We start from the raw sequence: 2,008 nt of genomic DNA, 5'->3' as shown, positions 1-2,008 counted from the left end.
CCCCGCCGGAACCCCGCTGCCGATGCAGACAGCCTACGAGCGGGCACCGACAATTGGCAGGGTGCCGGGCCTCCTTCTTCGGGCGGCGGGCATCCCCGGCCCGGCCGCCGGGGGACTGATGCCTACCCGGCCACCCGGGGAAGCCGCGGGTTCAGGACGAATTCCTGCACCATCGTCCAAAGGTTCGTAGTGGTCCAGTAGATGAGGACTCCGATCGGGAAGATGATGCCACCCGCGCCGAAGACGATCGGCAAGGCGTAGAGCAGTGCTTTCTGCTGCCACATGAACGGGCCAGCTGTGGCCTCCTCGGCCACGTTCCTGGCCATGATGTGCTTCTGGGTAATGAACTGCGCCGCCGTCATGGTGAAGATCATCACGATCGAGAGGAGCCACACCGCGACCACGTTCCCGCTCACGGGGGTGCCGTGAAGCATGGAGGCGGACAGCGGGGCGCCGAAGATGCTGGACACCTGGAATTGCGCCACCTGCTCCGCGCTCATCGCTCCAATGCCCTGGCCTTTGGCCGCCGCCGTTCCAATCCCTGACAACACGGTGAAGAGCGCGAAGAAGAATGGCACCTGGATCAGCAGGGGAAGGCACGCCGAGAACGGGTTGGTGCCGTGCTTCTTGTAGAGGGCCATCTGCTCCTGGGCCATGGCCTGCCGTGAGAGCTGGTCCGTTTTCCCCTTGTACTTCTCCTGCAACTCCATCAGGTCCGGCTGCAGCCGCCGCATGCGGCGCTGGGCCCTCATCTGCTGCAGGGACACGGGAATCAGGGCGGCGCGGATGACCAGCACGAGTCCGATGATGGACAGAGTCCATGTCCAGCCGCCGGCAGCGGGCATGCCGAGGGCGCCCAGGCCGTCATGGAGTCCCACCATGATGGCCGACACCAGCCACTGGAACGGGAACAACAGCGCTGCACCGGCGTCCGTTCGATGCCCCCTTCGTAGGCCCGCGGCAAGGACCCGACCTTGCACACTGTCAGCCAACACGAAAGAACCCCCAGAATCCAGTGGATCCTAGGGGTTCTTGTCTGTGTGCCCTCGATTGGAATCGAACCAACGACCTTCTGCTCCGGAGGCAGACGCTCTATCCCCTGAGCTACGAGGGCAGTCAGGGTTCCTGCCGTTTCCGGCGGGACGTCCTAGAGCTTAGCAGGAAGGGGGGCTCCAAGGGAAAATCGACGCGCTCAGTACCCGGAGAACGAGTCCACATGGATCCGTCGGGCCCCGGCGCGGCGGGCAGCAGCGCGGAGGGAACGGACACTCGCCGGGGAGCCCGACACATAGACCTCCCGGTCCGCGACGTCGGGAACGAGTTCCTTCAGCGAGGCGCCATCGATCCGGACGGAGCCCGCATCCTGCATAAACGCCGGCGGTGAGGAGCCGTCGGCAAGCCGGGCAATGACCCGGGCCCCGGTGCGTTCGAGTTCCCCGGCGTAGGCGAGTTCAGCGGCATTCCTGGCGAGGTACAGCAGGACGACGTCCCGCTCCCCGGCAGAGCCGCCCGAGAGCTGGGCGAGATACGGGGTAATGCCGATCCCGGCCGCTATCAGCAGCACGGGCGTTCCCGGAGTCGTCGGCAGGACGAAGTCGCCGCCCACGGTGGTGGCCGTCAGCTCGTCGCCGGGCGCCAGGGCAAGGAGCGACTGTTTGGCCGTGGACAGCGGCCCGGCCGTGCCCACCCCGATCCTGAGCTCCGGGGAGTCCGGCGGGCTGGTCAGGCTGAACACCCGCCGCCGGCCTTTGTGGTCGGCCCTCGCGTGCGGCAGGTTCAGCTCAAGGTACTGTCCCGGCGTGAAGCGGAGCGGGCGTTCGGGCTGGAAGCTGAATTCCGTCGTCGTCGGCGTCAACGGACGGGAGCCCCGGAAGCGCAGCAGGACGCGGCCGCGCTGACCGGCGGTGAAGGCGAGCGCGTTGCCCACCAGCAGCGCCAGCTCGGGGGAATTGGCCACGAAGCCCAGGTTGTAGGGGACGGCGAACAGCAGCCCGACGACGGCGGCCAG

2 protein-coding genes and 1 tRNA gene are annotated in these 2,008 nt (G+C 67.2%); all 3 read right to left on the bottom strand.

The genetic code is table 11. The annotated features are described in order from the left end of the window. Positions 1-122 precede the first annotated feature (122 nt). Positions 123-980 carry a membrane protein insertase YidC gene (gene yidC / locus K789_RS0115690; RefSeq protein WP_272943974.1) on the bottom strand — a complete coding sequence of 286 codons (858 nt, stop codon included), beginning with the start codon at positions 978-980 and terminating at the stop codon, positions 123-125. A gap of 61 nt (positions 981-1,041) precedes the next feature. After that, positions 1,042-1,114: transfer RNA gene (locus K789_RS0115685), tRNA-Arg, on the bottom strand. A 78-nt stretch (positions 1,115-1,192) separates the two neighbouring features. After that, positions 1,193-2,008, bottom strand: an 816-nt coding sequence (locus K789_RS0115680) for an FAD-dependent oxidoreductase (protein WP_024367582.1), incomplete at its 5' end; no start/stop codon positions are given.

The organism is Arthrobacter sp. TB 26 (genome assembly GCF_000427315.1).
GTDB lineage: Bacteria > Actinomycetota > Actinomycetes > Actinomycetales > Micrococcaceae > Arthrobacter.
This window is presented reverse-complemented; position numbering and strand designations above follow the sequence as displayed.